We start from the raw sequence: 26,270 nt of genomic DNA on the forward strand, positions 1-26,270 counted from the left end.
ACACCGGCCTTCTGCCATGCGACGAGCCGTCGCCAGCAGGCGGTGCCTGAGCCGCAACCCATTTCCTGCGGCAGCAGGTTCCACGCAATGCCCGAGCGCAGCACGAACACGATGCCAGTCAGCACTGCTCGGTCTGGCGTCGGTTTGCGGCCCGCGTACTGGCGATTGCGCGGTGCTCGCGCGGGCAGAAGCGGTTCGATGAGTGACCACAATTCGTCGTCTATGAGTTCTTTAGGCATTGCTTCCTGTCAGGCAAAACAAGACAAGAAGTTAACACCAAGTCAGAAAAGTTAACAGACCCAAAACTTAATTTCGCAACAGCTTCTTAGTGCCTGTTTTTCGGTTGTCCTTCCTCTTTTTTCTTCTTTGCGCAGTTCTGACGGCCGTCCCTGTCGAGGCGGCGTGTAGCGTCGGCTGTTCCAACTTCACCTCTAACTGCGTCTCGATGGCGGCTAGCCATCGTCTGGACCTTTCCTTGCCCGTGGCGCGCGCGGCCCGATAAACAGCGCACTCAAACGGCAGCGCGCTCGCCGCGCCGCTGAACGCCGGTCGGTGCCACTGCCGCATCGACCAAGTCACGGATTCAATACAAGGAAAACAAACATGTACGTTCTTTACGACTACCGGTACGTGATTGCCTGCAGCAGGCTGCCGCATGAATTCAGGCGCGAATTCCGCAGGCTTGCCCGGGGTCGGGTCACCTCGACGTATGATTGGCGCACTCGGGCGAAGGATCCTGTGCCGGCCGAAACACAATGCCGGCGGGTGGCGGAGGTATTGGCGGGTTTTGAGGCGCTGCGCGCGAGCGGATATGCTTTACAAACACCGTGGAACTTCAGCACCAAACATTTGCGGGTGCTCATCAATCGCTGGTCCACGCAGCGACTGACATCTGAAGAGGCGGCCGAGAGACTCGAGCATTGGCGCCAGTTTTTGCGACGGATCAGAAAGCACCAGCTTATCGCTTTACTGAGTGCGCCTCTTACCGTGGGTGCGTCGGGTGTCGGGAGTAAAAATCTCCAATGCTCGCATATGGCAGCCTACTCGCGACCGGACATACCGGTGCTCACAAGCGATAAGGCGATGGAGGCTCTCACGGAACACCGTGGCGACCTGCGCAAGGCGGCCCGCGCGCTGGGAACAACGACGCATTCTGTCTGTGAGGCCCTGAACGAAGGTCGGTCACGAGAGAGCCTGTTTCCTACTGGGCTCCCGATCGTGACCTGATGCTTGACTTCCCGTAGCGCTCGATACGCTGGTTCACCTGCATAAACAAAGGAGAAACCAGCATGCTGATTCAGACAATAGTCGGGCTCACGGGCGCGTTGCTGTGTGCGTATCTGAGCTTTAACGAAAAACGTTTGGCTGATGAGGAAGTTCGAGAAGCGCGGGCGACCTCTGCCCAGGGGCGGTGGGAGGAAGGAGAGAGGGAGGTGTCAGCAGAGCTGCGCTGGCACCTCACGCGCCTGTGCGGCGATGACTGGGCAGTATTGGATGGTCTCGTACTGATTCACGCGCCGGGGAGCGCCTTTCCGACTGCTGAAATCGATCATCTGGCGATTACGCCGTTCGGAGTCTTCGTGGTCGAAACAAAGCATTGAACTGGTGTGGTCACACACGGTGAGACCGACGATACGGTCACGCTTACGACGGTTGATGGGCAGCGGTTCGTACGCACCTCGCCCATGAAGCAGAATGCGGCGAAGGTGCGGTTTCTGCTCAATCTGCTTCCGCCGCGGCTGTGGACCGTCGAAGGGCTCGGTGTCTTTTCGCATGAAGCGGTAATGGTGGTCCCCACGCTTCCCGCGGCGTTGCTTGAGCGTAGTGAACTTTATCGGCACCTGCGGATGCGCCAGCAGCAGTTTGCGCGCACGGGGACAGGGCGCCTGCCCGTTCGCAAGATCGCCGACGTGATCCTGCAACATGCAGACACGCGCCCCGAGGCTCTCGTTGAACACCGGCAACGCATCCAGGCGGGCCGCGCGCGCGGCCAAGGCTAGGCCGGATAACACTGCTGATACGGGGAAGAGCGAACTGCGCTCACCTTCTGCCCTTTCTCACCACCATCCACCGGGGCGACTTGAATCGCACAATGCTCACATAGAGCCACACATAAGTCGCCGCGAACACCACCACGAAGCAGAACAGATGCAGCGTATGCCGCCAGAACAACGTCGCCGGCACGACCGCGATCAGACAGAGCAGCCACAGATACGGCGACGTCAGCGAATTGCGCCGCGTCAACTCGCGAGCGGTGCGCGCGCCGACCGCCCAGCGCATCAGCCGCTTGTACACCAGCATATGCAGATGCACGCCATCGGGAATGCCCGGCGACATGCCGCGAATGAACTTCTTGCGGTAGATCGAGAAGCAGGTCTCGAAGATCGGATACATGAAGAGCAGCACCGGATACCACGCCGACACGTCGCGATTGCGCATCACCAGCATGATCGACAGTTCGGCCAGCATGAAGCCGATGAAATACGCGCCGCCGTCGCCGAGAAAAATCAGCCCCGCTGGAAAATTCCAGATGAAGAAGCCGAGCACCGCGCCCATCATCATGAACGATGCCGACAGCACGATCGGGTCGTGCACCTGGAACGCCACGTAGGCGAGCGACGCCAACATCATGAACGCGACCATCGACGCGAGGCCGTTGAAGCCGTCGATGATATTGATCGCGTTGGCGAGCGCCGCGACGGCGAGCACGGTCACCGCAAACGAAATCACCGCATACGAGAGCAGAAAATCGAGCGGCGGCACGCTGATGCGCGTGACCGCGATATCGAGCAGGAAATAGGCGAGGGCGGCGGCCGCCATCGTGCAGACGAGGCGCGCAAGCGGCGACACGCGCTTGGTCAGATCCTCGATGAGCCCCGAGCCGAACGCCGGCATGCCGCACGCGATCAGCCCGAGAATGCCGCCCGACACTGCCGGATATGCGCCATGCAACTGCACGGCGGACACGATCAGCCCGAGCAGAATGCCGGTTCCGCCGATGCGCGGCACCGGCCGCACATGGAATTTCTGCACGCCGGCCAGATCGGTGTCGGTGGAGAATTTTTCATGCAGATGCGCGTAGCGCACGATCAACAGCGTGATCAGCAGTGAAACGAGAAAGCCGAGCGCAAAACTGAGCATGAAAGTGGGCCTGAGCGAAGACGCCGAATTATACAAATGAAATCCGGGCCGCCCGGAAAAGCGGCATTCCCGCCGAGCCCGTGGCAAATCCCAGATAGTGAGGTTCGGGCTGCCCGCAAACGCCCGCCAGTCATGGATTCCACCTATTTAGCGAGCACTCGCGCGCGTCGTTAACCCGGGATGCGGCGACGTGTCGGTCATGCGCCGAAAGAAGCATGCCGCGCATGCCAGCCTGTTTTCGCCGCCGATCGGCAAGACGTTCCGGAGACCCAATGCTAAATAACATCACAATTCGTGGCGGCCTGACGCTGGTGATCAGCGTATTCGTCGTTTTCCTGCTGACGGTGATCGGTGTCGGCTATGGCGCGCTCAAGCTCGCCAACAGCAGTCTCGACGACACGCAGCGCAGCGCCGTCGCGCTGTCGCATCTGAAGGCGAGTTCGGAGAAGCTGCTGCAAGTGCAACTCGCGCTGGGCACGTATCAGACGCTCTTTAGCGTCGGCAAGCAGACCGACGATCTGTTGCCGGCCGCGCACAAGGTGCTGGTCGAATCGAACAAGGATTTCCGCAACTACATGGCCGGCCCGTTCACCAACGAGGACGAGAAGAAGCTCGCGCAAAGCGTCGAGCAGGCGCGCGCGACGCTGGTCGATAAGGCGATCGAACCGGAGTTCAAGGCGCTCGCCGACTTCGACTTCAATACCTTCCGCAATATTCAGGGCGAGACGGCCAACGGCTTTTACGCGAGCTATTCGAAGGCCATCGACGCGCTCGAGCGCTCGCAGACCGGCAACCAGCGGCAGCAAGCCGCAACCGCCGAACAGCGCTTCGAAATGGCGACGCTGCTGTTCGTCTCGGTCGGCGTCATCGCGATCGTGATCGGCGTGGCGGCGCGCGCCGCTTTGTCGGCGGCGCTGATCAAGCCGGTGAACGCGACCGTCAAGCATTTCGAGCGAATCGCCGCCGGCGATCTGACGGTTGCGATCGCGAGCAAATCGCGCAACGAGATGGGCCAGTTGCTGAGCGCGCTGACGAAGATGCGCGACGGTCTGGTGGAAACCGTGGCCAAGGTGCGCGGCAGCACCACGGCAATCACGCTGGGCGCGAACGAAATCGCCTCGGGCAATGCGGATCTGTCGTCGCGCACCGAGCAGCAGGCGGCCGCGCTTCAGCAGACCGCGGCGAGCATGGAACAGCTTTCGGCCACGGTGAAGCAGAACGCGGACAACGCGAAGCAGGCGAACCGCCTCGCGCAAGGCGCGCTCGATACGGTGACGCGCGGCGGGGCGGTGGTGTCGCGCGTCACCGAGACCATGGACGGCATTACCGAATCGTCGCGCAAGGTGGCCGAGATCATCGGCATGATCGAGGGCATCGCATTTCAGACCAACATCCTCGCGCTGAACGCGGCGGTGGAAGCGGCGCGGGCGGGCGAGCAGGGGCGCGGCTTCGCGGTGGTGGCGTCGGAAGTACGCAGTCTCGCGCAGCGTTCGGGCGCGGCGGCCAAGGAGATCAAGGAACTGATCGGCGAATCGGCCGCCAAGGTGCGGGAGGGCGCCTCGCTCGTCTCCGATGCGCAAAAGACGATTCAGGAAGCGCTCGGCGCGGTGCAGCGCGTGACCGGCGTGATGAACGAGATCGAGGCATCCGCGCACGAGCAGAGCGACGGCATCGAACAGGTCAACAAGGCGGTTTCGCAGATCGACGAAGTCACGCAGCACAATGCGGCGCTCGTCGAGGAGGCGGCCGCGGCGGCGAAGTCGCTCGAAGAACAGGCGGGGCTGTTGCGCGACGCGGTCGCGGTGTTTCAGGTGGCGGCCTAGCGCCCATGCACGAATGAGGTGCCGGTCGCGCATGCCGCGGTGCGCCCCGTCCCCGCAGCGGGGCACATATCCGCCGCGCCGGGCCGAAATACGGCGATTTCCCGCTGGCACGCTTCTGGCATAAGAACAGGCGCAAGGAGCCGGCGCGTCATCCGGTTCAGCACACAATCTGGAAATGGACGGCTAGGGTTCCGGCCTGCTTCACGCAGGCGCTGGTCCGAGAGCTGTCGACCTCAGGCGAGGTTACACGGCGGGATAAAAGCCCGGGAGAGAACGCGATGTTTGCGCTGCTCCCTGCCGCCGCTAACCGTCCCTTCGAGGTCAACCTCATGCGCAAGCTCGTCCGCTTTCTCGGCATTGCCGCCGTCTCCCTCGCCGCCTTCACCTCAACGACTTCGTTTGCCGCCGGCCGCACCGACTTCAAGGTGTGCTGGACCATTTACGCCGGCTGGATGCCGTGGGGCGAGGCCAAAACCCAGGGCATCGTCTCGAAGTGGGCGAAGAAATACGGCATCAACGTCGATGTCGTGCAACTGAACGATTACGTCGAATCCATCAACCAGTACACCGCCGGCAAGTTCGACGGCTGCGCGATGACGAACATGGACGCGCTGACCATTCCGGCCTCGGGCGGCGTCGATTCGACCGCGCTCATCGTCAGCGACTATTCGAACGGCAACGATGGCGTGCTCATCAAGGGCAAGGGCAAACAGGTCGCCGATCTGAAGGGCCAGCAGGTCAATCTCGTGCAGTTCTCCGTGTCGCACTATCTGCTGGCGCGCGCGTTGGACAGCGCGCACATGAGCGAGCGCGACCTCAAGGTGGTCAACACGTCGGACGCCGACATCTCGGGTGCGTTCGCGACGCCCGCCGTCCATAACGCCGTGACGTGGAACCCGATGCTCGCCGATCTCAAGGCGCAGCCGAACGTCACCGAAGTCTTCGATTCGAGCCGCATTCCCGGCGAAATCATGGACATGATGGTGGTCAACACGCAGACCCTGCGCGACAACCCCGCGCTCGGCAAGGCGCTGACGGGCGCCTGGTTCGAAATGGTCGCGCTGATGCACGCCAACAGCGCCGGCAGCACGGCCGCGCTCACCGCGATGGCGAAGGCGTCGGGCACCGATCTCGCGGGCTTCAAGGGCCAGTTGTCGACCACCGCGCTGTTCTACACGCCGCAGGCCGCCGTCGACTTCGTCACCAATCCCGATCTGCCGAAGATCATGGCGCGCGTCGCGAAGTTCTCGTTCGATCACGGTTTGCTCGGGCAGAACGCGAAGAGCGCCGACGTGGTCGGCATGGCGTTCGACAAGGGCGTGGTGGTCGGCAGCAAGAGCAACGTCAAGCTGCGCTTCGATCCGACCTACGTGAAGATGGCCGCGGCCGGCCAGCTCTGAGCCCGATTCCTCACGCTTTCTGCAAGGCAGGCATCCATGCGACTCATCAATCGACATCCGAGCCGAAGCGGCGGCCTGACGCTGCTGTTGCTGCCGTTCATCGTCATGGCGGCGGTCTATTTCACCGGCTCGTCGATGCGGCTCAAGGCCAATCCCGATGACAAGCTGCTGCCGGGCGCGACGCAGATGAGCGACGCCATCAAGGAAGTGGCGTTCACCGAGGACAAGCGCACCGGCGAGTATCTGCTGTGGGCCGACACCGCGTCGAGCTTGCGGCGGCTCGGCATCGGCCTCGCGGTGAGCGCCGTGATCGCGCTCGCGGCGGCGCTCGCGACGTCGGCTTTTCCGCTCGTCAGCGCGACGTTTTCGCCGTTCGTCACGGTGATATCGATGACCCCGCCGCTCGCGGTGCTGCCCATCCTGTTCATCGTGTTCGGGCTCGACGAATTGTCGAAGGTGGTGCTGATCGTGGTCGGCATCACGCCGATGATCATTCGCGATCTGCACGCGCGCGGCCGTGAGATCCCGACCGAACTGTGGGTCAAGGCGCAAACGCTCGGTGCGACGAGCTGGACCTTGATCCTGCGCCTCCTGCTGCCGCAATTGCTGCCGCGCCTGCTGGTCGCGATGCGGCTCTCGCTCTGCTCCGCGTGGCTGTTTCTGATCGCAGCCGAAGCGATTGCGGCGACGGACGGGCTCGGCTACCGCATCTTTCTGGTACGCCGTTACCTTGCGATGGACGTGATCCTGCCTTACGTCGCGTGGATCACGCTGCTCGCCTGGGTCACCGACGAACTGCTGCGCCGCCTCACGCGCTGGTCGTTCCCGTGGTACGGCGGAGACGCGCGATGATCGAAGTGCGCAACGTCTGGAAGTCTTATGGCGATCAGGTCGTGCTCGAACGGCTCGACTTGCGGATCGAAGCAGGCGAGTTCTGTTCGATGGTCGGCGCGTCGGGCTGCGGCAAGTCGACGTTCCTGCGCCTGCTGCTCGGCCAGGAACGGGCGACACGCGGCGCGATTCTGCTCGACGGCGAACCGCTGCCGGCGGAACCGGATGCGCATCGCGGCGTGGTGTTCCAGCGCTATTCGGTATTCGGGCATCTGAGCGTGCTTCGCAACGTGATGCTCGGCCTCGAATTGCCGCGCGCGAAACTGACCGGCCGCCTCTTTGGTGCGAAGCGGCGCGCCGCGCGCGACGAAGCCGTCGCGATGCTGGAACGCGTGGGCCTCGGCGCGTCGCTGGACAAGTATCCGCAGCACCTGTCGGGCGGCATGCAGCAGCGTCTCGCGATTGCCCAGGCGCTGATGATGAAGCCGCGCGTGCTGCTGCTCGACGAGCCGTTCGGCGCGCTCGATCCCGGCATCCGCAAGGACATGCACGACTTGCTGCTCGGGCTATGGCGCGAAACGAAGCTGACGATCTTCATGGTCACGCACGACCTGAAGGAAGGTTTCACGCTCGGCAGCCGCGTGCTGGTGTTCGACAAGGTCCGTGTCGATCCGCAGGCGCCTGGCGCCTATGGCGCGCGCATCACCTACAACATTCCGCTCGACCACAGCCGCGCCAGCGCATCGTCCCTCCATCTGGCCCAGGCCGTCGTGCGGGGCGCGGAACGGGTCGACGCGCGGGTCGACTCGCGGATCGCCACGATCTCCGTGTGAAGAAAAATCATGAACGACATGAACGTGTTACTCGAAGAAACCATCCCCGGCGGCGGCCACGCATCGCTGATCGTCAAGCGCGGCCAATCGTTGCGAATCACCGACCTGCGCGGCGGCGCGAACGTCAGCGTCATGCTGGTCAACGCCGCCGAGAAGAGCGAACGGCTCAACCTGCCCGATACGCTCAAGTGCCAGCACACGGCGAAGCTCACCGCCGGTCATTGCCTGTACTCCGACATGGGCTGCGTGCTCGCCGCGATCGTCGCGGACACCTGCGGCTGGCACGACAGCATCGGCGGCGTATCGAACGCCGAGGAAGTGCACGAGCGCTACGGCACGGGCCGCTATCAGGAACTGCGCAACGCGTTCCATCGCAACGGCGCCGACAACCTGCTCGTCGAAATGGGCAAGTGGGGGCTCGGCATTTCCGATCTGCTGATGACGCTCAATCTCTTTAGCCGCGTCGACGTCACACATGCGGGCGCCTTGAATTTCGTGCCCGGCAATTCGAAGGCGGGCGACTACGTCGAACTGTATGCGCCGATGAACACGCTCGTCGTGCTGACCGCGATCCAGCACCCGCTCGATCCCGATCCGCATTACGCGCCCAAGCCGGTCAAGCTCACGTTGAGCCATGCGTCGCCCGACGTCGCCGAGCTGTGCCGCACGTCCTGCGACGAAAACGTGCGCGGGTTCATCAACACCGAACGTTTCTTTCTTTGACGGGAGCCGACATCATGACGAACACGCTGACGCTCAGCGACAAGCGCCCCGAACAGGCGGTGTTTCGCGAGACGCTCGCGGCCGGCGAACCCTGGCTGCACGAACTGCGCGCCGGACAGACGCTGCGCATTCTCGATCTCGAAGGCAATCAGGCAGTCGATACGCTGTTCTATAGCCTCGCCGATCCGCGCGAACGCTTCGACCCGCAACGCACGTTGCGCCGGCAGGGAAGCCTTTATCTCACGACGGGCACGGTGCTGTATTCGAACCTCGGCAAACCGATGCTCACGATCGTCGCCGACACGTGCGGCCGTCACGATACGCTCGGCGGCGCGTGCGCGCAGGAAAGCAACACCGTGCGCTACGCGCTGGAAAAGCGCTACATGCATAGCTGCCGGGACAACTACCTGCGTGCCTGCGCGCACGACGGCCGCCTGTCGAAGCGCGATATCGGCGCGAACATCAACTTCTTCATGAATGTGCCGGTGACCTCGGAAGGCGGTCTCACGTTCGAGGACGGCATTTCTGCGCCGGGCAAGTACGTCGAACTGCGCGCGGAAATGGACGTCATCGTGCTGATTTCCAACTGCCCGCAACTGAACAATCCGTGCAACGCCTACAACCCCACGCCCGCGGAGTTGCTGATATGGAACTGAAGCGCATCCGCCTTTGGCTCTACTACGTGCTGCTGGTCCGTTCCGGCCGCTGCTGCACGCTCACGCGCGAACAACTCACGCACGCGGGGCGCTGACGCGTACCTGTGCCGTGCATGCTGCCGCGGACGACCCCGGCATGCATCTCCCACGTGGCGGGACGACCCGCCGATGAATCCAGTCATCTCATGTTCGAGAAAATCCTGATCGCCAATCGCGGCGCCATTGCGTGCCGCATTCTCAGAACGCTGCGTGAACTCGAGGTAACCGGGGTCGCCGTGTATGCGGAAGCGGATCGCGCGAGCCTGCATGTGAGCGAGGCGCCCATCGCGCACGCGCTCGGCGACGGTCCCGCGTCGGCCACCTATCTCGACATCGACAAGATCCTCGACATCGCGCGCCGCGAGGGCGTTCAGGCGATTCATCCGGGCTACGGGTTTCTCTCGGAGAACGCGGCTTTCGGCGAAGCGTGCGAAGCGGCGGGCATCGCGTTCATCGGACCGACGCCCGAGCAGTTGCGCGCGTTCGGCCTCAAGCACACGGCCCGCGCCATCGCCGCAAAAGAGCGGATACCGATGCTGGAGGGCACCGGCCTGCTCGACGATCTGCGCGCCGCGCTCGCGGCGGCCGCGGCGATCGGTTATCCGGTGATGCTGAAAAGCACGGCGGGCGGGGGCGGGATCGGCATGCGGGTGTGCTGGAACGCCGACGAACTCGGCGCGCATTTCGACGCGGTCAAGCGCCTCGGTCAGAACAACTTCAGCGACGCCGGCGTGTTCCTCGAAAAATACATCGAGCGGGCGCGGCATCTGGAAGTGCAGGTATTCGGCGACGGCCGCGGCGACGTGATCGCGCTCGGCGTGCGCGACTGCTCGGTGCAGCGGCGCAACCAGAAAGTACTCGAGGAGACGCCTGCGCCCGGTTTGCCGGACGGCATGTCGCAAGCCTTGTGCGAGGCCGCGATCAAGCTCGCGAAAGCGGTGCATTACCGCTCCGCCGGCACGGTGGAATTCGTCTACGACAGCCTCGCGCGGCAATTCTATTTTCTCGAAGTGAATACGCGCCTCCAGGTCGAGCATGGCGTGACCGAACAGGTGTGGGGCGTGGACCTGGTGCGCTGGATGATCGAACTGGCGGCCGGCACGCTCGCGCCGTTGCACGAGCTCGCGGCGGGTCTGAAGCCGCACGGTCACGCGATCCAGGCGCGGCTCTATGCCGAGGATCCGGGCCGCGACTTCAAGCCGAGTCCGGGCCTGCTGACCGACGTTGCGTTTCCTCCCGCCGAGGGCCGCGCGCTGCGCATCGATACGTGGATCGATGCGGGTTGCGACGTGCCGCCTTATTTCGATCCGCTGCTGGCGAAGCTGATCGCCTGGGCGGCGACGCGCGACCAGGCCCGCCACGCGCTCGCGGACGCCTTGGGGAACACGCGCCTCTATGGCATCGAGACGAACCGCGACTACCTGCGCCAGATTCTCGACGACCGGCCCTTCGCGTCCGGCGAGCCGTGGACGCGCTGCCTCGAAGGGCTCGCCTATCGGGCGAGCACGGTCGAAGTCGTCAGCGGCGGCCGGCAGACTACCGTGCAGGATCATCCGGGGCGGCTCGGTTACTGGGCCGTCGGCATTCCGCCGTCGGGTCCGATGGACGATCGCGCGTTGCGGCTCGGCAACCGGCTGCTGGGCAACGCCACCGATGCCGCCGCGCTCGAAATCACGATGAGCGGACCGATCCTGCGTTTCAACACGGATGCGGTCGTCGCCGTGACGGGCGCGAGTTTGCCGCTGACGCTCGACGATATCGAACAGCCTTTGAACACCGCGCTGTTCGTCGCCGCCGGCTCGACGCTCGCGCTCGGCACGATACGCGGCGCGGGCGCGCGTGCGTATCTGTGCGTGCGCGGCGGCTTCGATGTCGCCGTGTATCTCGGCAGCCGCAGCACGTTCACGCTGGGCCAGTTCGGCGGCCACGGCGGCCGAGCGCTGCGCGCCGGCGACGTGCTGCATCTTCAGCCGTTGCGGGACAAGCGTGCGGGCGCTGCGCTCGCCCACGTCCCGGCGCTGGCGGCGGTGCGTACGCTGCGCGTGATCTATGGTCCGCACGGCGCGCCCGAATACTTCAGTCCGCGTTATATCGAACGGTTTTTCGACACCGAATGGGAGATCCATTTCAACTCCAGCCGCACCGGCGTACGCCTGATCGGACCGAAGCCGGAGTGGTCGCGCGAGGACGGCGGCGAGGCGGGCTTGCATCCGTCGAACATTCACGACAACCCGTATGCGGTCGGCGCCGTCGATTTCACCGGCGACATGCCGGTGATCCTCGGACCCGATGGTCCGAGCCTGGGCGGCTTCGTGTGCCCGGTGACGATCATCGAGGCCGATCTGTGGCAGATCGGCCAGTTGAAGGCCGGTGACAAGCTGCGCTTCGTGCCGGTCCAGATCGCCGAGGCGCGCGAGGCGATGCGCCGGCGCGAGCACGAACTGCGGACGCTCGAATGCGACGCGGAAGCGGCACAAGCGGCACAACCCGCCGCCACACCGCACGCGCCCCTCACGTCGCCGATCGTCCTCGATACCGGCGCGGATCGCGAGCGCCTGGTCGCGCGCGTGTCGGGCGATACGCATCTGCTGCTCGAAATCGGTCCCACCGAACTCGATCTCGTGCTGCGTTTCCGCGGTCATGCGCTGATGCAGTCGCTGCAAGCGCTGGCGTTGCCGGGCGTGATCGATCTGACGCCGGGTATCCGTTCGCTGCAGATTCACTATCGGCCCGACAGCCTGCCGCTCGCGCGCTTGCTCGCGATCGTCGAGCGCGCATGGCAGGACGTGCTGTTGCAGAAGGACTTGCGCGTGCCGTCGCGCATCGTGCATTTGCCGCTGTCGTGGGACGATCCCGCGTGCCGGCTCGCGATCGACAAATACATGACGACGGTGCGCAACGATGCGCCCTGGTGTCCGAGCAACCTCGAGTTCATCCGCCGCATCAACGACCTCGATTCGATCGACGCGGTCAAACGGATCGTCTTCGACGCCAGCTATCTGGTGATGGGGCTCGGCGACGTGTATCTCGGCGCGCCGGTCGCCACGCCGCTCGATCCGCGTCACCGGCTCGTGACGACCAAGTACAACCCCGCGCGCACGTGGACGGCGGAGAACTCGGTGGGGATCGGCGGCGCGTATCTGTGCGTGTACGGCATGGAGGGGCCGGGCGGTTATCAGTTCGTCGGCCGCACGCTGCAGATGTGGAATCGCTATCGCGACTTCGCGGATTTTGCGGGGCGGCCGTACCTGCTGCGCTTCTTCGATCAGATCCGTTTTTACGAAGTCAGCGCCGACGAACTGCTGCGCATCCGCGCGGATTTTCCGCTCGGCCGATACCCGCTGAAAATCGACGAGAGCGTGCTGTCGCTGGCGGACTATCAAGCGTTTCTTGCGCGCGAAGCCGCCGGCATCCAGGACTTCCGCGCGCGTCAGCAAGCCGCGTTTCAGACCGAACGCGAGCGCTGGCGCGAAGCCGGGACAACGGAAGCGTCCTTCGATGCGCCTATCGCCGAGGGCGCCGAACCGGCGCCGCTGAAAGACGGCGAAGTGGCGGTCGAGAGCGAGATCGCCGGCCGCCTGTGGCAGGTGAGAGCGGCGTCGGGCGACACCGTCGCGGCGGGCGACGTGCTGCTCGTGATCGAGTCGATGAAGATGGAGATTGCCGTGTGCGCGCCGTGTGCGGGAACCGTCGGCGAGATTCATGTGGCGCCTGGCTCGCCGGTGCGCGCGGGGCAGCGTGTCGCCGTCATCGAACGTATTTGAATTGGACCATTCGGGGAACCCACTCATGTCTTCATTCGATTTGCGCCTCTCCACGCTGCGCGCCGCCTACCGCGCGAAGACGCTCACGCCGCGCCAACTGATCGGCGATCTGCTGGCGAAAGCCGCGGCGCTCGATCCCGAGTTTCATCTGTTCATCCGCCTTCTGGACGACGCCGAACTCGCGCCCTACCTGGACTGGCTGGACACCCAGCAGATCGATGCATTGCCGCTCTACGGCATTCCGTTCGCCATCAAGGACAACATCGATCTCGCCGGCATTCCGACCACGGCGGCGTGTCCGGCGTTCGCCTATATGCCGGCGGAATCGGCGACGCTCGTCGCGCAGTTGATCGCACTGGGCGCCGTGCCGCTCGGCAAGACCAATCTCGACCAGTTCGCCACCGGCCTGAACGGCACGCGCTCGCCCTACGGCAAGTGCCGCAACAGCGTGCATCCCGACTATCCGTCGGGCGGATCGAGCGCGGGCTCGTCGCTGGCGGTCGCGCTGGGCCTCGCGAGCTTCGCGCTCGGCACCGACACTGCCGGCTCCGGCCGCGTGCCCGCGGGACTGAACAACCTCGTCGGACTGAAGGCGACCAGGGGATTGCTGTCGACGGCCGGCGTCGTGCCGGCCTGCCGCACGCTCGATTGCGTGACGTACTTCACGGCCACCGCGCACGAGGCCAGCGAACTGCTCGCGCTGACCGCGCGGCCCGATCCGCGCGATGCCTACAGCCGAAGGAATCCGCAGTGGAACGACGCACGCGCGTTCGGCACGCCGACGAAGTTCCGCTTCGGCGTGCCGTCGGCACTCTATTTCGCGGACTGCGCGGAAAGCCCCGCGCTGTTCGCAGCGGCGCGCGCGATACTCGAGGCGGCGGGCGGTGAAGCCGTCGACATCGACTTCGCGCCTTTCGTCGAAGCGGCAAAACTGCTCTATGAAGGTCCGTGGGTCGCGGAGCGGTACAGCGTCGCGGGCGAGTTGCTGGAGGCCGACGCGGATGCGGTGCTGCCGGTCATTCGCGACGTGCTGGCGCGCGCACCGGGCGCGAGCGCTGTCGAACTCTTTCGCGCGCAATACCGCCTGCAGGCGTTGAAGGCTGTCTGCGATGCCGCGCTCGAACCCTTGGACTTCGTGCTCACGCCGACGTATCCGCGGCCCGTCACGCTGGCGGAACTGGAGCGCGACCCGATCGGGCCGAACTCGCTGCTCGGCTACTACACGAACTTCATGAACCTGCTCGACTATGCGGCCGTCGCGACGCCGACCGCGTTCATGGCGAACGGCTTGCCGTGGGGCGTGACCGTGTTCGGCCGCGCGTTCACGGATCAGTATCTGTTGAGCGTGGCCGATACGTTGCAGCGCATGAGCGGTGTCGCATGCGTCGGGCACGGCAAGCCCGATACCGATACGAGCGAGCGCTCGGCGGCGCTCAACGATCGGGTGCGCGTCGCGGTGTGCGGCGCGCATATGCAGGGTTTGCCGCTCAATCGTGAACTGGTCTGCCGCGGCGCACGCCTGATAGCGGCGACGCACACAGCGCCGAATTACCGGTTGGCCGCGCTGGCCGCCACGCCGGGCGGTACGAGTCGGCCCGGTATGTGGCGAGTGCCGGACGGCGGCAGGGCGATCGCGGTGGAGGTCTGGGAGATGCCGAGCCTGGAGTTGGGTTCGTTCGTCGCGACCATTCCCTCTCCGCTTGCGCTGGGGAAGGTTGAACTGGCGAATGGCGAGTGGGTCACCGGCTTCGTGTGCGAAAGTTTCGGGGTGGACTCCGGGACCGACATTACCGGGTTCGGCGGTTGGCGCGCGTGGCTTGCCGGTGAGCGCGCATGACGCGCGCGTGGGCCGGCAAGCCGTTCCTGTCAGGTCACACGAAGCCGCTCGGATTCGACGACTGCCAGCGCCAATGGTCCGCGCACATCCGCTCGATGCCGAACTGCGCGCGCCAGCCGAGGATTTTCTCGGCCGCCGCCGGATCGGCGAAACACGAGGCCACGTCGCCGGGGCGGCGCGCGACGATCTCGTACGGCACCGGCTTGCCCGAGGCTTTTTCGAACGAGCGCACCACGTCCAGCACGCTATAGCCCTGGCCCGTGCCGAGATTCACCACGAAGCTCGCATCCTGGGTGACGAGCGCGTCGAGCGCGGCCAGATGCCCGCGTGCGAGATCGACCACATGAATGTAGTCGCGCACGCCCGTGCCGTCCGGCGTTTCGTAATCGCCGCCGAACACGCGCAACTTCTCCAGCTTGCCGACCGCCACTTGCGCGACATAGGGCATCAGGTTGTTCGGAATGCCGGCGGGGTCCTCGCCGATCAAGCCGCTCTCGTGCGCGCCGACCGGGTTGAAGTAGCGCAGCGTCGCGATCCGCCAGGAGGGATCGGCCACTTCGAGATCGCGCAACACCTGCTCCGCGATCAGCTTCGACTGGCCATAAGGGTTGGTGGCCGACAGCGGAAACGACTCGTCGATCGGCGAGCTTTTCGGCACGCCGTACACCGTGGCCGACGAACTGAACACGAACTGCTTGACGTTGCGATCGCGCATCACGCCGAGCAAGGCCAGCAAACTGCCGACGTTGTTGCTGTAGTACTCGATCGGCTTCGCCACCGACTCGCCCACCGCCTTGAGCGCGGCGAAGTGAATCGCGCCCGTGATCGGATGCGCGTCGAAAATGCGGTTGAGCGCCGCTTCGTCGCGCGCGTCCGCTTCGTAAAAGCTCACCGCGCGGCCGGTGATCTGCTCCACGCGCCGCAGCGATTCGCGGTTGCTGTTCACGAGATTGTCGATTACCACGGCGTCGTAACCGCCGTTCAGCAGTTCGACACAGGTGTGCGAGCCGATGAAGCCCGCGCCGCCCGTTACCAGAATCGTGCCCTTCGTGGTCATTCTGTTGCTCCGTTAAAGTAAAACGCCCGTCATTTTTTGCACCAGGTCCTTGTACGTCTCGACGACCACGCGTTCGTCGAATTCTTCCGCGACTTTCTTGCGGCCGCGTTCAGCCATTGCGCGGCGCTCGGCGCCGCTCATGTCGAGCATCCGCGCGAGCCGCGCCGCGAGACTTTCCGCGTTGCGCACCTCGCACAGCAATCCGTTGACGCCGTCGGTCACCACTTCGCGGCAGCCCGGCACGTCGGTCGCGACGATGGGCCGGCCCATCGCCGACGCTTCCATCAGCGTGCGCGGCACGCCTTCGCGGTACGACGGCAAGACGACGCAATCCGCCTCGGCGATGACAGGCCGCACGTCGTGCGCCTCGCCGAGATAGTCGATGATGCCTTCCTGTTGCCACGCCGCGACTTCGGCGTGCGTGATCGCGCTCGGATTGTCGACGCCCACCGGACCGAGCAGTTGGAACCGCGCGTGCGGATAACGTTCACGCAAGCGCCGCGCGGCTTCCACGTATTCGCCGACGCCCTTGTCCCACAACAGCCGGCCGATCAGCACGAACCTGAATTCGGCGCGCTCGGGCAAGGGCGTGAAGGCGAATTGCTCCAGATCGACGCCTTCCCCATGCAACAGCCGCGCACGCTCAGGATGCACCAACAAATTCTGCTCGACAAACGCTCTCTGATCGTCGCGATTCAAAAACCAGATTTCGCGCGGGAAACGGAACGCGAAACGATACAGCTTCTTGGCGACCTGCGCGGCGCGGCTGTGCTGGATGAATACGTAGCCGAGGCCGGTAGTCACCGCAACCGACTGCACGCCCGCGAGCTTCGCCGCGATCGAGCCGTAGATGTTCGGCTTGATCGTGTAGTGAAACACCACGTGCGGGCGGATGGTCCGGTATTGCCGGTAGAGCGCGACCAGCGTGCGCAGGTCGTCGCGCGGATTGGTGCCTTTCGACGCCACCGGCAATTCGATGCAGCGGCAGCCCATTGCCGTGAGCAGCTCGAACGTGCGATCGCGCGGCGCGAGCACCGTCACGTCGACGCCGCGCCCCACCAGCATGCGAATCAGCCCTTGCCGATACGTATAGATTGCCCAGGCGGTGTTACACACGAGTGTAATGCGCAGCGCGGGCGTCGACTTCAGGACAGGCTTCATGCGGGAACGGGCTCGGCGGTGAATGGGACGGCGAATCGGGCGTTGAATGGAGAATGAATCGTTCACGGGCTAATGGCTCGCACGCGGCGCGAGCAAGCCGCGCTTGACCCGCTGCAACGCGCGGTAGGGCGTCACCAGATGCAGCAGATTCTTGGCGAGGCCGAGCCAGTCGTAGAAATTGGCGGCGTTGAAGTAACGCAGTTGCAGCCGCAGTGTCGAGTTCACCTGGCGGCGCCTTCGGGTCGCGCTGATGCCGCCTTCGTTCAACTCGTAGTAAAGGCCGAGTTCCGGCAGGTTCGCGCAGTCATAGCGCTCCATCAGACGCACGAACAGATCGAGGTCCTCGGCGGCATGGTAGTCGGCGCGATAGTTGCCGACCGCGCGCACGGCGTCGATGCGCAGCATCATCGAAGGATGCGCGAGGCATGAGCGGAAGAAGCGCAAGCGCCGGATCGCGTTCGGTTCGGCGGGCGGCGTCAGCATGAAGAGCGGCTTGCCTTCGCGCGTGACGACTTGCGTCCACATGCCGAGGCCCGCCACGCGCGGATGCAGTTCCATGAACATGCGCTGCCTCGCGAGCCGTTGCGGCACGCTGCGGTCGCCCGCGTCGATGCGTGCCGCGTAGCGAAAGCCGCGCTGCGCGAGGGCGTCGATGCCGGTTTGCAACGCGCGCTCGATGCCGCCGTTGCGCGGCATGCGCAGCACCTCGATGTGCATGTTGGGGATAGCCGGCGCGACGATCGGCGGCGTGCTGCCGTCGTCGACGATCATCACGTGAATCGGCGCGCTCTCGCTGAACGAAGCCAGCGTGAGATCGACGTCGGCCTGGCCGTTGTAGGCGGGCATGAGCACCGCGACGTCGTCGAGCGAAACATGCGCGGCGGATGAATTCGTCATGGGCGCAATTTGAAACGAATGTAATAAAGATTAACCGACACGGCGGCCAGATAACCGGCGGCAAGTCCCACGAGCGGGCCGTAAGCCCCGAGCCGTGGGATCGCCAGCAGATTCACCACGAACGCGACGGCCAACGCCAGCAGCCATTTCGTGAGCAACACGAATTTGGCCTGATATTTGAGCACGATAAGATTGCTGACCGCCTCGATGCCCGCCGGCACCGAAAGCCACACGGCCCAGCGAAAAATCTCGATCGCGCCTTCGAAGCCCGGCCCGAACACGCGGCGGATGATGAACCCGGCCAGCAGATCGAGCACGAGCGCGCCGCTCACCATCAACACGGCGGTCAGCGCGCTCAGGCGCCACACGTTGCGGCGCAGATGCGCGGCGTCCTGCACGCGGTAGATGAAGGCGGGCGCGATGGTCTGCGCGAGCATCAGCGCGAGCATGATCCAGTTTTCGTTCAACTGCTGCGCGGCGGAATAGCGCCCGAGGTCGGCGAACGAAATCGCGCGTTCGAGCATCAGCCGGTCGAGTTTCAGGAACAGATACATGCAGATGAGGCCCAGCCAGAACACCGTGCCCGCGCTCGCGAAATGCTTGAGAAGCGAGCGCTCGACATGCCAGCCGAGCTTGCCGCCATGCCGGCGCGCGTAGTAGATCAGCAGCACGGCGCCGATGGCCGCGGATTCGAGCGCCCACAGCCAGCCGAAGTGCGCGGGCGCCGTCGCCGTGCGCACCAGCAGGTAGACGAGCGCGGCTTTCAGCACCGCCGTGCTCATGCTGGTGAGCAACTGCGGCTTGCTGTAGGTCATGCTTTGCAGCCACGCATTGATGACGCCGACGAAGGGCTCGCGAAACAGCATCGTCACCGCGAGACCGGCGAGCATCGCGCCGACGAGCGGCTCGAAGACGTGCAGCGCGATGGCGAGCCAGGTGAGCAGCAAGGCTGCGGCCGAGACGTAAAAGCGCAGCGCGAAAGCGCTGCCGAGTACGGTGCCGAGTTGAGCGGGCGGGCGGTTGACGATGGTGGGCACCAGGATTTCGGCGCCGCATACCCAGGTGATGGGCGAGAACACCAGCAGCAGCGTGTTCGCGTACTGCCATTTGCCGAAGGTGTCCGGTCCGAAGTAACGCGCCACCATGCCGCTGATCAGAATCGCCACGCCGATCTGCGTGAGCCGTTCGAGCCCGAGCCAGATGATATTGGTGAAGGCGCGCGTCACGTCGGGATTGGCGAAGCGCTTGAGCGTCAGCATCCGGTGAGCGCTCGCCGGTTCGCTTCTCCGCGGCGCCCGGATGGCGCGAGTCGCGCGCATGGTGCGGTGGCGATGCGCGTCGCTGCCCACCTGGCCGATCGTCGCGGCAACTTTACAAAGGGAGGGCGTCTAAGCATTAGAATGGCGCTACCAGGCTGGTCCGAAAAGCGCAATTATAAGTTGGAACCGGATCGCTTCCGGCAAGGGTGCATCGCCCGGTATGACAGCTAGTTTTACCGATCACTCGGCGATGTGCCGGTCAAAATTTTCCATTGCACGCAAGTGAGCCAACATGATCTCCAAATCCATTTTCAAGGCGTATGACATTCGCGGTGTGATCGGCAAGACGCTCGACGCCGACGCCGCGCGTTCGATCGGCCGCGCATTCGGCAGCGAAGTGCGCGCGCAAGGCGGCGACGCCGTGGTGGTCGCGCGTGACGGGCGCCTCTCGGGCCCCGAACTGATTCAGGCGCTGTCGGACGGTCTGCGTGCGGCCGGCGTCGACGTGGTCAATGTCGGCATGGTGCCGACGCCGGTCGGCTACTTCGCGGCCAGCGTGCCGTTGCAGCTCGACGGCGGCGAACGCCGCGTCGATTCGTGCATCGTCGTGACAGGCAGCCATAATCCGCCCGACTACAACGGCTTCAAGATGGTGCTGCGCGGCGCGGCCATTTATGGCGAGCAGATCCTCGCGCTGCATCAGCGCATCGTCGACGAAAACTTTTCGGCGGGCAGCGGCACCTACACCGAGTACGACATCGAGGATGCTTACCTCGATCGCATCGCGAGCGACATCAAACTCACGCGGCCGATCAAGATCGTGGTCGACACGGGCAACGGCGTGGCCGGTGGTCTCGCTCCCAGGCTCTTCAAGAAGCTCGGCTGCGAACTGGTTGAACTGTTCACCGAGATCGACGGCAACTTCCCGAACCATCACCCCGACCCGGCTCACCCGGAAAACCTTCAGGACGTGATTCGCGCGCTGAAGGAAACCGACGCCGAAATCGGCTTCGCGTTCGACGGCGACGGCGACCGCCTGGGCGTGGTCACGAAAGACGGCCAGATCATCTATCCCGACCGTCAGCTCATGCTGTTCGCGGAAGAAGTGCTGTCGCGCAACAAGGGCGCGCAGATCATTTACGACGTGAAGTGCACGCGCAATCTCGCCAAGTGGGTGAAGGACAAGGGCGGCGAACCGCTGATGTGGAAAACCGGCCATTCGCTCGTCAAGGCGAAGCTGCGTGAAACCGGCGCGCCGCTGGCCGGCGAGATGAGCGGCCACGTGTTTTTCAAGGACCGCTGGTACGGTTTCGACGACGGCCTGTACACGGGCGCGCGTCTGCTGGAAATCCTCACGCGCGTGGCCGATCCGAGCCAGTTGCTGAACTCGCTGCCGAACTCGAACTCCACGCCAGAACTGCAACTGAAGCTGGAGGAAGGCGAGAACTTCGAACTGATCGCGCGCCTGCAGCAGAACGCGCAGTTCACCGGCGCGGACGACGTCGTGAAGATCGACGGCTTGCGCGTCGAGTATCCCGACGGCTTCGGCCTTGCGCGTTCGTCGAACACCACGCCGGTGGTGGTGATGCGCTTCGAAGCCGATAACGATGCGGCGCTCAAACGCATCCAGGAAGACTTCCGTCGCGTGATCCTCGCGGAGAAGGCCGACGCGAAGCTGCCGTTCTGAACGCTGTGGCGGTTTCAAGGTAGCAAGCACGCAGCAAGCAGGCAGCAAAGAAGCAGCAAAGAAGCACAACCACGGCGGCGGCGCGGTTCGAATTGAACGCGCGGGCCGCCAGCCAACGCGGCGCGGGTTTCACTTACCGCGCCGCGTTTTTTCATGCCACTTACCTGTGACGCGCTAAAATTGCCGACCTCGTGAGAAAACGCCGGGCCGCCCCACGTTTTCTCACCCCCTCGGGAGGCCTGGCGCGAAGCGGCAGGTTCGGGGGCTCTCTCAACGCATCTTCGGGCCGGATAACCGGTTTTCCCACTCTTGAGCGCGCAAAAGATTCTGATCGTGAGGGTGTCGTCATTGGGCGACGTCGTTCACAACATGCCGGTGATCGCCGACATCCGGCGCCGCCATCCCGAAGCCCAGATCGACTGGCTCGTCGAAGAAAGCTTCGTCGGCCTGGTCGAACTCGTCAGCGGCGTGCGGCGGGCGATTCCCGTGTCGCTGCGGCGCTGGCGCAAGCGCATCCTCTCGGCCGACAACTGGCGCGAGATCGGCGCGTTTCGCCGTGCGCTCGCCGCCGAGCACTACGATCTCGTGATCGACTGCCAGGGGCTCATCAAGACCGCGTGGGTCGCGAGCATGGCGCGCGGACCGTTGGTCGGCCTCGGCAATCGCACGGACGGCGCCGGCTTCGAATGGCCGGTGCGTTTCTTCTACGGCAAGCGCGTGCCGATCGAGCCGCGCACGCATGTGGTCGAACGCACGCGCCAACTGGTGGCCGCGGCGCTGAACGACCCGCCGCCGCAAGCCACCGACGAGATCGACTTCGGCATCGACACGGGCCGCGCCGCGCTGGCGTTGTCGGAGGCGAAGGTGAATCTGCCGGTGCCTTATGTGGTGTTCGTGCACGCCACCTCGCGCGCCGACAAGCAATGGCCCGATGCCGCGTGGATCGAGTTGGGGCAGTCGTTGGTGCGGCGCGGGGCGTCGATCGTGCTGCCCTGGGGCAGCGAGTCAGAGCGCGCGACGAGCGAGCGGCTCGCGAAGGAATTCGGCGCGGCGGCCATCGTGCCGCCGAAGCTGTCGTTGCCCGCGGTGGTCGGCCTGATCGAAGGCGCCGCGGCGACGGTCGGGGTTGATACAGGTCTGGTTCACATCGCGGCGGCGCTGAAGCGGCCGACAGTCGAGTTGTACAATTTCGCGACCGCGTGGCGCACCGGCGGCTACTGGTCGCCGAACGTCGTCAATCTCGGCACCGCCGGCAAGCCGCCCACGCTGCAAGAGGTCAAATCCGCGCTGGCCGGCTTCGGCCTGTTGTAAAGAACCGGCGCGCCTCGCCTTACGCTCCATCCGTTTTCAAGGGCGACCATGAACGAAACCCAGATCATCGAAGTAGCGAACGCCGACTGGCACGCACGCAATCTGTCCGTGCCGCGCGAGACGCTGCTTGCCGGCGTCGAACGCGGCAAGGTGCTGTATTTCCCGAACCTGCGCTTTGCGATCGAAGGCGGCGAACAGGCGCTGCTCGACCCCGCGCTCGCCGATCCGAACCGCAAGAACATCAGCCTCGAACCGAACGGCGGCGCGCTGCACGGCGTGGCCGGCGACGCGGTCACGCAATCGGCGGTGCGCGCGCTGATCGCGCGTTATCAGGCCAATGCGCGCACGCTGGTCGATGGGCTCTTTCCCGAATACAACGGCAAGCTGCGCGTCGCGCCGACGAGCTTGCGGCTGCATCACGTCGAAACGCGCCAAACGTCATGGCGCAAGGACGATAGCCGCCTGCACGTGGATGCGTTCCCGTCGCGGCCCAACTACGGCGAGCGCATCTTGCGCGTCTTCACCAACATCAATCCGCATGGCGCGCCGCGCGTGTGGCGCGTGGGCGAACCGTTCGAGGACATGGCGAAGCGCTTTCTGCCGCGCATCAAGCCGCAAATGCCGGGCTCGGCATGGCTGCTGAATCTGCTGCACGTGACGAAATCGCCGCGCAGCGAATACGACCATCTGATGCTGAATCTGCACGACGGCATGAAGGCCGACCTCGACTATCAGAAGTCGAGCCCGCAGGAGACCATGCCGTTCCCGCCGGGCAGCGTGTGGATCTGTTTCTCGGACCAAACCTCGCACGCGGTGATGTCCGGCCAGTTCATGATGGAGCAGACTTTCTTCCTGCCGGTCAAGGCGATGGCGCAGCCCGAATGCGCGCCGCTCGGCATTCTCGAACGCCTGAAGGGCAGGGCGCTGGTTTGAGCGCCGCTGTCCGTTGGCCGGTTTTGCGCGGCGTGTTCAGGCGCGCGCTCAGGAACGCGGAGCCCCGATGCTGAGGGCGGTTTATAACGCGCTCTGGTGGATCGTCGCGCCGCTGGCGGTGCTGCGTCTTTTGATCCGTTCGCGCAAGGAGCGCGGCTATCGCGAGCATATCGGCGAGCGCTTCGGTTATGCGCGCGGGCGGCTGCCCGAAGATAGCGCGCCGTTGATCTGGGTGCATGCGGTATCGGTGGGCGAGACGCGCGCCGCGCAACCGCTGATCGACGCGCTGATCAAGGCGCGCCCCGATGCGCGCATCCTGTTGACCCATATGACGCCGAGCGGTCGCGCGACCGGCGAGCAGATTTTCGGCGACCGCGTGTTGCGCAGCTATTTGCCCTACGACATGCCGCATGCGGTGCGGCGTTTCTTGCGGACATGGCGGCCGTCGTTGGGGCTCGTGATGGAAACCGAAGTGTGGCCGACGCTGATCGACGAATGCCGTCGCGCGGACGTGCCGCTGGTGCTGACCAATGCGCGGATGTCGGCGCGCTCGTTCGGGCGCGCGGCGAAATTCGGCCAGGCGGCCAAGGGCGTGTTCGGCGGCTTTGCGCGCGTGCTGGCGCAGAGTCCATCGGATGCGGAGCGGCTCACCGCGCTCGGCGCGCGCAACGTCGCGGTGCTCGGCAATCTGAAGTTCGACATGAGCACGCCGCCCGAGCTGGCGGCGCGCGGCCATGCGTGGCGTGCGGCGATCGGCGCGCGGCCGGTGTGGGTCGCGGCGAGTACGCGTGAAGGCGAGGAGCAACTGGTGCTGCAGGCGTTCGCGGCGCTCGGCGTCGACGATGCGTTGTTGATCCTGGTGCCGCGTCATCCGCAGCGGTTCAACGAAGTGGCGGCGCTGGTCGAGAAAGCGGGGCTGCGGTTGGAGCGGCGCTCGGGCTGGGCGCCGGCGGCGCAGGTGGCGTCGGGCGCGGGCGTGTTGGGCGACGTGCCTGCGTTGCCCGCCGAAGTGAACGTGCTGCTCGGCGATTCGATGGGTGAACTTGGCGCTTACTATGCCGCTGCCGATCTGGCGTTTATCGGCGGCAGCTTGTTGCCGCTCGGCGGACAGAACCTGATCGAGGCGTGCGCGGTGGGCGTGCCGGTGCTGATCGGGCCGCACGTGTTCAACTTCACGCAGGCCACCGCGGATGCGGTCGCGGCGGGCGCCGCGGTGCAGGTGCAAGACCCGGCCGATCTGGCGCGGGCATTGCGCGAGCTGTTCAACGACAGGGCACGGCGGCTGGCGATGGGCGGCGCGGCTTCGGCGTTCGCCGCTCGGCATCGTGGAGCGACCGCGCGGACGGTGGATGTGTTGATGGCGGTGTTGCCGGAGTGAGGGGCATCGCTGGCGAGATGCCGTGCGTGGCTCAGGTTTCGAGCGTCGATAAATAATATATTCTGCGAACATCGGGGCACGCGCTGCGTGGCCCTAAGACTTGAACTGTTTCTTCTTCCGCCTGCGATGACGCTCTTCACCGACCTCGGCTTTCAATGGGATCGCGCCGCGATTCCACAAGACATTCCCGCCCATTCGATCAAACGGGTGTGCTTCCGTTTTCATCGAATGCTGCCGGAATTCGTGTGGGACGCGAGTGTGCTCGAAGGCAATCCCTTCACGTTTCCCGAGGTAAAAACGCTGCTCGACGGCGTCACGGTCGGTGGCCGGAAAATCTCCGATCACGAACAGATCCTGAACCTCGCGGAGAGTTCGAAGCATCTGCTGGCCATTGTGCAGACGGGGCGGTTCGCGCTCGACAAGCCGACGTTTTGCGACCTGCGTCGTCTCGTTGCACGTAACGAGGCGCTTGAGTGGGGCGTATTCCGAGGAGAAGGGGAGGAAACGCGCTATACACCTGACGTTGCGTTGGGTGAGGCGGGGCGGCACACGCCGTTGCCCACCTTGCCGGGCGCCCCCGAACTGAATCGCGTTTTTGCCGCGGGCGCGCGTGCGCTGACCGATCAGGTGCCCAACGCGTTCGAACGCGGCTGCGCTTTCTTCCTGTTCGGCGCGTTGCAGCAGTTTTTCTTCGACGGCAACAAGCGCACCTCACGTTTCATGATGAACGGCGTGCTGATGTCGAACGGCATCGACGCGATCAGTGTGCCGGCGCAGCGCGCCGGTGACTTCAACGAAAAGATGGTGCGCTTTTATCTGTCGAAAGACGCGACGGAGATGATGGCGTTCTTGCTCGAGTGTCATCCGGGCGAGTAACGCCTCAAACCTTCAACAACCCCTTCGCCTCGATAAACCTCACCACCTCCGCGAGCCCGTCGAGCGCCTTCAGATTGCACATCACGAAGGGCCGTTCGCCGCGCATCTTCTTCGCGTCCGATGCCATCACGTCGAGGTTCGCGCCGACCATCGGTGCGAGGTCCGTCTTGTTGATCACCAGCAGATCCGATTTCGTGATGCCGGGGCCGCCCTTGCGCGGAATTTTCTCGCCGCCCGCCACGTCGATCACATAGATCGTCAGATCCGACAGTTCCGGGCTGAAGGTCGCCGCGAGATTGTCGCCGCCCGATTCGATGAACACGATGTCGGCATCGGGAAAACGCGTCAGCATGCGATCGACGGCTTCGAGGTTGATCGACGCGTCCTCGCGAATCGCCGTATGCGGGCAGCCGCCCGTTTCGACGCCCATGATCCGCTCGGCGGGCAAGGCGCCCGCCACCGTCAGCAGACGCTGGTCCTCTTTCGTATAGATGTCGTTGGTGATCGCGACGAGGTCGTACTGTTCGCGCATCGCCTTGCAGAGCATTTCGAGCAGCGTGGTCTTGCCCGAGCCGACCGGGCCGCCGACGCCCACGCGCAGCGGCGGCAGTTTCTTCGTGCGGGCGGACGAGTGGGCAGGATGATGAGGTGCGTTCATGATGGA

The 26,270-nt window shown here is 64.7% G+C and carries 23 protein-coding genes and 1 riboswitch; of the genes, 16 read left to right on the top strand and 7 right to left on the bottom strand.

The genetic code is table 11. From position 1 onward, the window contains the following. Nucleotides 1-239: transposase (locus BUE39_RS26405; protein WP_143169524.1), on the bottom strand; the 239-nt coding region annotated here is incomplete at its 3' end. 364 nt (nt 240-603) lie between these two features. Here BUE39_RS26405 and BUE39_RS26410 point away from each other — a divergent pair. The 3 genes from BUE39_RS26410 to BUE39_RS35680 all read left to right on the top strand — a co-directional run bounded on the left by BUE39_RS26410 (nt 604) and on the right by BUE39_RS35680 (nt 2,000). Continuing rightward, entirely contained in the window at nt 604-1,227 is a 624-nt protein-coding gene (locus BUE39_RS26410; protein WP_073431659.1) for a hypothetical protein, read from the top strand. A 62-nt stretch (nt 1,228-1,289) separates the two neighbouring features. Continuing rightward, nucleotides 1,290-1,601 carry a nuclease-related domain-containing protein gene (locus BUE39_RS35675; protein WP_235004971.1) on the top strand — a complete coding sequence of 104 codons (312 nt, stop codon included), beginning with the start codon at nt 1,290-1,292 and terminating at the stop codon, nt 1,599-1,601. Nucleotides 1,602-1,685: 84 nt separating this feature from the next. Next, a complete protein-coding gene (locus BUE39_RS35680) occupies nt 1,686-2,000 on the top strand; it encodes a hypothetical protein (protein ID WP_235004972.1) in 315 nt (104 codons plus the stop codon). Between the two features lie 40 nt (nt 2,001-2,040). On the opposite strand, the gene BUE39_RS26420 is transcribed toward BUE39_RS35680, so the two are convergent. Next, on the bottom strand, nt 2,041-3,141 hold the full coding sequence (locus tag BUE39_RS26420; RefSeq protein WP_073431660.1) for an MraY family glycosyltransferase: 1,101 nt from the start codon (nt 3,139-3,141) through the stop codon (nt 2,041-2,043). A 272-nt stretch (nt 3,142-3,413) separates the two neighbouring features. On the opposite strand from BUE39_RS26420, the gene BUE39_RS26425 reads away from it, so the two are divergent. From BUE39_RS26425 to atzF, 8 genes are all read left to right on the top strand, one after another. After that, nucleotides 3,414-4,964, top strand: coding sequence for a methyl-accepting chemotaxis protein (locus BUE39_RS26425; protein ID WP_073431661.1), 1,551 nt, complete (start codon nt 3,414-3,416; stop codon nt 4,962-4,964). A gap of 172 nt (nt 4,965-5,136) precedes the next feature. After that, a riboswitch (guanidine-I (ykkC/yxkD leader) is annotated at nt 5,137-5,236 on the top strand. A gap of 57 nt (nt 5,237-5,293) precedes the next feature. Next, nucleotides 5,294-6,364 (top strand): putative urea ABC transporter substrate-binding protein, encoded by a 1,071-nt coding sequence (locus BUE39_RS26430; RefSeq protein ID WP_073431710.1) that lies wholly within the window; start codon nt 5,294-5,296, stop codon nt 6,362-6,364. Nucleotides 6,365-6,400: 36 nt separating this feature from the next. Beyond that, nucleotides 6,401-7,216, top strand: a complete 816-nt coding sequence (locus BUE39_RS26435) for an ABC transporter permease (protein WP_073431662.1) — start codon at nt 6,401-6,403, stop codon at nt 7,214-7,216. Then, nucleotides 7,213-8,028 (top strand): ABC transporter ATP-binding protein, encoded by an 816-nt coding sequence (locus BUE39_RS26440; RefSeq protein ID WP_073431663.1) that lies wholly within the window; start codon nt 7,213-7,215, stop codon nt 8,026-8,028. Before BUE39_RS26435 ends, BUE39_RS26440 begins: the two co-directional genes overlap by 4 nt. Before the next feature lie 18 nt (nt 8,029-8,046). Continuing rightward, on the top strand, nt 8,047-8,751 hold the full coding sequence (locus tag BUE39_RS26445; protein WP_412534872.1) for an urea amidolyase associated protein UAAP1: 705 nt from the start codon (nt 8,047-8,049) through the stop codon (nt 8,749-8,751). 14 nt (nt 8,752-8,765) lie between these two features. Then, complete coding sequence (locus BUE39_RS26450; RefSeq protein WP_073431665.1) at nt 8,766-9,407, top strand: urea amidolyase associated protein UAAP2; 642 nt, start codon at nt 8,766-8,768, stop codon at nt 9,405-9,407. 185 nt (nt 9,408-9,592) lie between these two features. Continuing rightward, nucleotides 9,593-13,210, top strand: coding sequence for an urea carboxylase (gene uca / locus BUE39_RS26455; RefSeq protein WP_073431666.1), 3,618 nt, complete (start codon nt 9,593-9,595; stop codon nt 13,208-13,210). A gap of 25 nt (nt 13,211-13,235) precedes the next feature. After that, complete coding sequence (gene atzF / locus BUE39_RS26460) at nt 13,236-15,047, top strand: allophanate hydrolase (protein ID WP_073431667.1); 1,812 nt, start codon at nt 13,236-13,238, stop codon at nt 15,045-15,047. Between the two features lie 34 nt (nt 15,048-15,081). Here the strand turns inward: atzF and galE are convergent, their stop codons facing one another. The 4 genes from galE to BUE39_RS26480 form a co-directional block, all read right to left on the bottom strand. Then, on the bottom strand, nt 15,082-16,104 hold the full coding sequence (gene galE, locus BUE39_RS26465; RefSeq protein WP_073431668.1) for a UDP-glucose 4-epimerase GalE: 1,023 nt from the start codon (nt 16,102-16,104) through the stop codon (nt 15,082-15,084). A 12-nt stretch (nt 16,105-16,116) separates the two neighbouring features. Then, nucleotides 16,117-17,265 (bottom strand): glycosyltransferase family 4 protein, encoded by a 1,149-nt coding sequence (locus BUE39_RS26470; RefSeq protein WP_073431669.1) that lies wholly within the window; start codon nt 17,263-17,265, stop codon nt 16,117-16,119. Nucleotides 17,266-17,334: 69 nt separating this feature from the next. Next, complete coding sequence (locus BUE39_RS26475; RefSeq protein ID WP_073431670.1) at nt 17,335-18,162, bottom strand: glycosyltransferase; 828 nt, start codon at nt 18,160-18,162, stop codon at nt 17,335-17,337. After that, complete coding sequence (locus BUE39_RS26480; protein ID WP_073431671.1) at nt 18,159-19,421, bottom strand: oligosaccharide flippase family protein; 1,263 nt, start codon at nt 19,419-19,421, stop codon at nt 18,159-18,161. Before BUE39_RS26480 ends, BUE39_RS26475 begins: the two co-directional genes overlap by 4 nt. 292 nt (nt 19,422-19,713) lie before the next feature. Between BUE39_RS26480 and BUE39_RS26485 the strand changes: the two genes are divergently transcribed. From BUE39_RS26485 to BUE39_RS26505, 5 genes are all read left to right on the top strand, one after another. Continuing rightward, complete coding sequence (locus BUE39_RS26485; RefSeq protein ID WP_073431672.1) at nt 19,714-21,108, top strand: phosphomannomutase/phosphoglucomutase; 1,395 nt, start codon at nt 19,714-19,716, stop codon at nt 21,106-21,108. A 369-nt stretch (nt 21,109-21,477) separates the two neighbouring features. Next, nucleotides 21,478-22,419 (top strand): lipopolysaccharide heptosyltransferase I, encoded by a 942-nt coding sequence (waaC, locus tag BUE39_RS26490; protein ID WP_235004975.1) that lies wholly within the window; start codon nt 21,478-21,480, stop codon nt 22,417-22,419. Between the two features lie 48 nt (nt 22,420-22,467). Beyond that, entirely contained in the window at nt 22,468-23,352 is an 885-nt protein-coding gene (locus BUE39_RS26495; RefSeq protein ID WP_073431674.1) for a Kdo hydroxylase family protein, read from the top strand. 67 nt (nt 23,353-23,419) lie between these two features. Beyond that, nucleotides 23,420-24,730 (top strand): lipid IV(A) 3-deoxy-D-manno-octulosonic acid transferase, encoded by a 1,311-nt coding sequence (gene waaA / locus BUE39_RS26500; RefSeq protein ID WP_073431675.1) that lies wholly within the window; start codon nt 23,420-23,422, stop codon nt 24,728-24,730. Nucleotides 24,731-24,817: 87 nt separating this feature from the next. Continuing rightward, nucleotides 24,818-25,606: a Fic family protein gene (locus tag BUE39_RS26505; RefSeq protein ID WP_235004973.1), complete on the top strand. Its 789-nt coding sequence runs from the start codon at nt 24,818-24,820 to the stop codon at nt 25,604-25,606. A gap of 4 nt (nt 25,607-25,610) precedes the next feature. Here the strand turns inward: BUE39_RS26505 and ureG are convergent, their stop codons facing one another. Further along, nucleotides 25,611-26,264: an urease accessory protein UreG gene (ureG, locus tag BUE39_RS26510; protein ID WP_073431677.1), complete on the bottom strand. Its 654-nt coding sequence runs from the start codon at nt 26,262-26,264 to the stop codon at nt 25,611-25,613. Between the last annotated feature and the right edge of the window lie 6 nt (nt 26,265-26,270).

This window comes from Paraburkholderia terricola (assembly GCF_900142195.1).
Taxonomy (GTDB): Bacteria; Pseudomonadota; Gammaproteobacteria; order Burkholderiales; family Burkholderiaceae; genus Paraburkholderia; species Paraburkholderia terricola.